The organism is Anaeromusa sp. (genome assembly GCF_028691475.1).
Taxonomy (GTDB): domain Bacteria; phylum Bacillota; class Negativicutes; order Anaeromusales; family Anaeromusaceae; genus Anaeromusa.
Window position 1 is genome coordinate 33,002 of sequence record NZ_JAQUZF010000012.1, and the last position, 6,607, is coordinate 39,608.

General features: G+C 51.4%; 6 protein-coding genes. All 6 read left to right on the forward strand.

Annotation, left to right across the window (positions count from 1 at the left end):
- Positions 1-236 precede the first annotated feature (236 nt).
- A complete protein-coding gene (gene rapZ, locus PHF27_RS03310) occupies positions 237-1,127 on the forward strand; it encodes an RNase adapter RapZ (protein WP_300065988.1) in 891 nt (296 codons plus the stop codon).
- A 9-nt stretch (positions 1,128-1,136) separates the two neighbouring features.
- Positions 1,137-2,498 (forward strand): YvcK family protein, encoded by a 1,362-nt coding sequence (locus PHF27_RS03315; RefSeq protein ID WP_300065972.1) that lies wholly within the window; start codon positions 1,137-1,139, stop codon positions 2,496-2,498.
- Between the two features lie 18 nt (positions 2,499-2,516).
- Positions 2,517-3,494 (forward strand): DNA-binding protein WhiA, encoded by a 978-nt coding sequence (gene whiA, locus PHF27_RS03320; RefSeq protein ID WP_300065975.1) that lies wholly within the window; start codon positions 2,517-2,519, stop codon positions 3,492-3,494.
- Complete coding sequence (locus PHF27_RS03325; protein ID WP_300065978.1) at positions 3,494-4,597, forward strand: copper amine oxidase; 1,104 nt, start codon at positions 3,494-3,496, stop codon at positions 4,595-4,597. The genes whiA and PHF27_RS03325 overlap by 1 nt, the downstream gene beginning before the upstream one ends.
- Positions 4,598-4,680: 83 nt before the next feature.
- Entirely contained in the window at positions 4,681-4,827 is a 147-nt protein-coding gene (gene scfA, locus PHF27_RS03330) for a six-cysteine ranthipeptide SCIFF (RefSeq protein ID WP_018702220.1), read from the forward strand.
- 372 nt (positions 4,828-5,199) lie between these two features.
- Positions 5,200-6,564, forward strand: a complete 1,365-nt coding sequence (scfB, locus tag PHF27_RS03335) for a thioether cross-link-forming SCIFF peptide maturase (RefSeq protein ID WP_300065982.1) — start codon at positions 5,200-5,202, stop codon at positions 6,562-6,564.
- The last annotated feature ends 43 nt before the right edge of the window (positions 6,565-6,607 follow it).

Consider the following 6,607-nt stretch of genomic DNA (forward strand, 5'->3'; position numbering starts at 1 on the left):
CGTGACTCTGGTTCTCTTGTTTAATCCTGCTTTTCTCTCTGTTACCTCTGGCTTTTTCTCTGATTCTCTGTGTAAATCTTGCAACTTCGCACTCTTTCGTTCTTTGTAATTTGTTAATTCGCTTAAGGAGTGCCTGGAACCTGCTAGTTTTTCAAGCGCTTTGCCTTTTTTTAACTGATATTCTATAATACTAGTTGAGATAATTAGTAGGATGAGGGGGCGTAGGCAGCATGGCAATGGAAGAATTTCGCCTGGTAATCATTACAGGTATGTCTGGCGCTGGTAAGACGCAGGCTGTGCGCGCCCTGGAAGATTTGGGCTATTTTTGTGTCGATAACCTGCCGCCGGCGCTGATTCCCAAGTTTGCTGAGCTGTGTTCGCAGTCGGCAGGGAAGGTCAGCCGCATTGCCTTGGTGGTGGACATTCGCGGCCGGGAGTTTTTCGATACCTTGGCGCAGGTTTTGGAAGAAATGGAAAAACAGGGCCAGGTTTACGAGGTGCTATTTCTGGAGGCTTCGGATGAGGTTTTAATCCGACGCTACAAGGAATCGCGTCGGCGTCATCCATTGGCGGCGCAAGGGCGGGTCAGCGATGGCATTGTGCGTGAACGGGCGCGGTTAGAGCCCATTCGCGGCAGGGCGACCCATGTGATTGATACTACCGGTATGGCGACGGCAAAACTGCGGGAAAAATTGACAGGCTTGTTCGCTACAGGGGCGCAGATGCAGAGAATGTCCATTACCGTGGTTTCTTTCGGCTTTAAGCATGGGCTGCCATTGGATGCGGATATGGTATTTGACGTGCGGTTTTTACCGAATCCTTTTTATGTGGAGACTTTGCGCCGTAAAAGCGGCGTGACTCCCGAAGTGGGAGAGTATATTGCCAAATGGCCGGTATCACAGCAGTTTCAGGAGCGCTTATGGTCCTTTGTAGATTATTTAATTCCTCATTACGTCGACGAGGGGAAAAGCCATCTGATTATTGCCATTGGCTGCACAGGCGGGATGCACCGCTCTGTGTATATTGCGCAGAAATTATATGAACGGTTGCGCAATCACGGCTATAAGATTACGATTGAACATCGCGATATCCGGCATAACCTGCCGGAACCGGAAATGAAATGCTGAGGTGACACGATGGATTTCTTAAAGTGGCTCTACCCCGGCATTCGCCTGAAACGTTGGTTTTTCTTGTTTTCTTTGGGCACGATTTTAGTGAGCGTAGGGATGTCTCTGCTTCTGAATTACCAATATGTGGGGTATTTGGAAGAATGGCTGTTTAAAACCGTCTATTTGGCCACTGGCAGCTACTACTACACAATTACTTTTTTGGCTGGCTTATCTGTATTGTCGCTGGGCCTTGGTTCTATGCTGTTTGCCACAAGGCAGATTATTCGTTCCGTTATTGGCGCCTTGATTCCCGACGGATCGGAAAAGTTTATTGACCGGGTTTTTGCGCAGCGCCGTCTGAAGCGCGGCCCTAATATTGTGGTCATCGGCGGCGGCACTGGCCTGTCGGTATTGCTGCGAGGCATTAAAAGCGTAACAAGCAATGTTACAGCGATTGTGACGGTGGCGGATGACGGAGGGTCTTCTGGGCGCATTCGGGAAGATTTGGGCGTAGTAGCGCCTGGGGATTTGCGCAACTGTTTGGTTGCTTTGGCGGATACGGAACCTCTGATGGAAAAATTGTTTCAACACCGCTTCGGGGGACAGGGCAGTTTAGCCGGGCACAGTTTCGGCAATCTTTTTATTGCCGCCATGAATCAAGTCGTTGGCAGCGTGGAAGGCGCCTTGGCGGCGTCCAGCAAGGTTTTGGCCGTGCGGGGGCGTGTGCTTCCTTCTACGGAAGCGCCGGTGCGTTTGCAAGCCGAATTGGCTGATGGCACAATTGTGGAGGGCGAATCCAATATTCCCTTGGCTGGGCAGGCGATTCGCAGCGTGCGCTTGGTGCCGGCAGACGCGGCGCCTGTGGCTAGCTCGTTGCAAGCGATTCGTGAGGCGGACGCGATTTTGATTGGACCGGGCAGCCTGTATACCAGTGTGCTGCCGAATTTGTTAATACAAGAAGTGGCGGCGGAACTCAAGGCCAGCAAAGCGGCTAAAATTTATATCTGCAACGTAATGACACAGCCGGGAGAAACCGACGGTTATACCGCATCCGATCATGTGGAAGCGTTGCTGCAGCATGCAGGCGCGGGAATCGTGGATTATGTTTTGGTCAATGGTCAGCCAGTGGCGAAATCGCTGCAAAGTATTTATGCTAACCAGGGGGCGGCTCCGGTTGAGGCCGACGTGGAGCGGATTGAAAAACTGGGTGTTAAAGCCTTTCGGGCGGATGTCATTTCGGAAAGTGACGTGGTCCGTCATGATCCGCTGAAACTGTGCCGCACCCTTGTTTCGATGATCTATCGGCTGCGGCCGCATGCGGAGCATATGGCGCTGTTGGATCATTATCTTATCGCAGACACCTTGCGGGAACGCAAGGGTGGCTGCTGACGAAAAGGAGGCACGGCAATGGCGTCTTATGCGACCGAGGTCAAAAACGAATTGGCCCGTGTCCAGGGAGATAATGACTGTTGCCGGATTGCCGAACTGGCCGCGCTTCTGCGTATGGGCGGAACGTTGCTTATCGGCGGCAATAAGAACCTGGGCCTTACTTTTACCACGGAAAATGCGGCAGTAGCCCGCAAAGCGTTTTCATTGATAAAAACAGGATTTTCTCTGACGGTGGAAGTGGTGGTCAAACGTGGCCGTCGCTTGAAAAAAATGAATACCTATCAGATCAAGGTGGCCCCTGCGCCGGGCGTGCGGGAATTGCTGACCGCTGTGGGCTTTTGGAAAGAAGACGGCATTCATATGGTGCGCGACAGCAGCAGCTTTAGGCGGTCTTGTTGTCGCCGCGCCTATCTGAGGGGGGCCTTTTTGGGCGGCGGTTCGGTGAACCGGCCAGAGGGGGACTACCATATGGAGCTGGTAACGGACAATTACCAATTTGCTCAATCGCTGACGAAAATCATGAAATATTTTGAGCTGCCTGTGCGTTTGACAGAGCGCAAGCAGTCGTATTTGGCCTATCTCAAGGACGGAGATGCGATCATTTCTTTTTTGCGCCTTATTGGCGCGCACAATGCATTGCTTTCGTTTGAAAACGTGCGTGTAGTCAAAGATGTGCGCAATCAGGTCAATCGTTTGGTTAACTGTGAAACCGCTAATTTGCAAAAGACGGTGGAAGCGGCGGTGCGTCAAGTGGCCAGTATTCGGTATTTGGATGAGGCTGTAGGGCTGGAAAAGCTTCCGGCTCATTTGAAAGAAGCAGCCCGCTTGCGTCTGGAACATCAGGAGGCGCCGTTATCAGAGCTGGTGGAACTGTCTGGAGGGCAACTGTCCCGTTCCGGTCTAAACCATCGCTTACGTCGCTTGGAAATGCTGGCGGAAAAGTATGGGCTGCCGATGGCTCCATCATCAACTCAAGGGAAGGGAGATATACTATAGTGAATAACCAAGCCTGGAAGGCGGCACTGCTGCTGTTTCTTTTTGTTTTACTGCAGACGGGGGGCGTCAGCGCCGGCACTGCCGCGGATGATCGTACTTCCGTAGGAAATATGGAGGTATCTGCGTTGCCGGAATGGCCGATGACAGTGGAAAGAAGCGGCCCGACCCTTCTATTTTCGGATAGCCCGGAGATGGCAGCAAACGACGGTATTTTATACCAAGATACGGTGCAAGGGGATGTGCGCCTGTTTTATCATCATGTGAATGATACTAAAAATTGGAAACGTTTAGCCATTGTCGTAGAAAATCCAGGGCCTGGCGTGGCGCAACTACAGATTCAGCGGACGGGTCAAGCAGGGCCAAGCCAGGATTATCTGGCGGTGGGCAAGGAAGTGCAAGCCCGTTATTTTCAAGGAACAGGGGCGCGCAAAGTAAGCATACCTGCTGGCGGTGCGGCAGAAATTCTTTCGGGAGAGAACGGTGTTTCCTTTCGTTATAATGAATTGCTTACAGGTATGATGGATTTAAAAGCGGATCGTCCGGTGCGCATTAAAATTGTCTTTTGTCCGGCTGGCGCGCAAGCCACTGAATTTGCCGCTTGGGCTCCCATTTTGCCGGCGGATCAATATCGAATGCGGGGAACTTTTTTACAGGCGGATCGTTTGCTTACAGCGAAGAATACCTATAACCCTCTAGATGACAATACCGTAGCCGTAACCCTGGCCGACAATGCCCAGGACACTTTTGTTAAGGGAATCGATGCTACCGACGGAACGGAAACGGTTAATTACGGCAACTACGGCGTTATATATCAGTTGCGTTTACCTACGGCTAATTCCGGCGGCGTAGCCCTGTATTTGAGTCCTCAAGGCGGTGAATATGCAGGGTTTTTAGGTGTGAGGTATCAAAAACCTGCGGAATTGGGTTTGCCGACTCCCATGGGACAAACCGCCTTCGGTTCAGTAGGTGATTTCAGGCAAATTTCTCTGGTAGGACGCTATGCCAGCGGGCAAGACTTGTTTGTGCGCTTTAGTCCTCCAGGTGGCTCCAACTTGCCGGTGCGCCTTGTTTTGTCGCCGTATTGGCGTTCCGGCGGCGCTTGAGATTGGCCTCTTGCATCTGGAAGGCAAAGACGGTAGAATAGATAAAGCGATCATTTCCTGAAAAGACAAGGAGGGAAGAATCCATGGCGAAACATATTGTGACTGTAAATAGTGCAGCCCTCAAGAAGACGGCATACACCGGCGGTTGCGGCGAATGCCAGACATCCTGCCAGTCGGCCTGCAAGACCTCTTGCACCGTCGGCAATCAGGTGTGCCAAAAGCAGAACTAATTCACTAGCAAATGTCGGGCCTCTTGCCGCTGGCGGCAAGAGGCCCTATGACTGTAAAAATACGAGAGATACGTTTCACACAGAGATATAATTATAAAAAGAGTACAAGAAGATACGTTTTACACAGAGTAACAGAGGGAGCAGAGGAAAGGCCAGAGGAAATTTATTTTATTTTTTCTCTTGACGCGAATCCCCCTGGCCCTGTGGTCCATCCCCCTTTGGCAAGGGGGACTTTAAGCCTTGCCTCCCTTGCCAAAGGGAGGTGCCGCCACAGCGGAGGAGGGATTTTGAATTCTCTCTGTTCCCCTCTGTTACTCAGTTACTCTGTGTATCGTTCCTTTCGTTCCCCACTTTATTTTGAAAGGAAAGACCATGAATATACATTCTTTTAGCTTAAACGGGATGCATATCCTGTTGGATGTCAATAGCGGCGCTGTCCATGTGGTGGATGAGATGATTAGCGACATCATGAACGTATTTGACGGCGGCAATGACGAAGAAGTGCTGGCGTCCTTAGCGGAGCAATACAGCGAAGACGAACTGCGCGAAGCGCTTGCCGAACTGCATGAACTGATTGCCGCGGAAAAGCTGTTTACACCGGCGTTGGAGGTGCCGCCTACCTTTAAGGCGGAGCCTATCCTTAAGTCTTTGTGCCTGCATGTGGCCCATGACTGCAATCTGCGCTGCCGCTACTGCTTTGCCGGTACTGGCGACTTCGGACATAGCCGAGGCTTGATGTCTGCGGAAGTAGGCAAAAAAGCTATTGATTTTCTCTTGGAAAAAAGCGGCAGTCGCCGTCATTTGGAAATCGACTTTTTTGGCGGCGAGCCTTTGATGAATTTTGAAGTGGTAAAAGAGCTGACTGCCTACGTGCGACGCAGAGAGCAGGAAGCCGGCAAGGAAGTCAAACTGACGTTGACTACCAATGCGGTGCTGCTGAGAGACGAGGAGCTTCGCTTCTTGAATGAAGAGGGGATTTCCTTGGTGCTCAGCCTGGACGGACGCAAGGAAGTTCATGACTATATGCGTCCTAATGCCGGCGGCAACGGCAGCTACGAAACGGTAATGTCTAACATTGACAAAGCCATTCGTTCGCGGAACGATCAAAATTACTATTTGCGCGGCACCTTTACCGCGCATAACCTTGATTTTGCGGCCGATGTGCTGGATATGGCCGATCGAGGCTATACGCAGTTATCCGTAGAACCAGTGGTCGCCGAAGATGAGGCAGAGTATGCATTGAAGGAAGAGCACTTGCCGGAGTTGTTCCGCCAGTATGAATTATTGGCTAAGGAATACTTGGAACGCAAGATGCGAGGCGAAGGGTTTGACTTTTTCCATTTCAATGTGGATATTGAGAACGGCCCTTGTGTGGCTAAGCGTCTCAGCGGCTGTGGCGCTGGTCACGAGTATCTGGCGGTCACGCCGCAAGGAGAATTCTATCCTTGCCATCAGTTTGTCGGACGCGAAGCGTATCGACTGGGCTCGGTGGAACAAGGCATTGTTAACGAAGAACTGCCTTGGAAGTTCCGTCGGGCGCATGTGCTGGCCAAGGAAGAATGCAGTCAGTGCTGGGCACGGTTTTATTGCAGCGGCGGCTGTCACGCTAATGCGGACGCGTTCCATGGCTGTTTGGAGCAGCCCTATGAGCTTGGCTGCAAGCTTCAGAAAAAGCGCCTGGAGTGCGCTTTGATGGTGCAGGCGGCGCTGGCTTTGGCGAAACGGCAGGATTCTTAAAGTGAAAAAGAGAAGTGACTATCTAGATGATAGTCACTTTTTT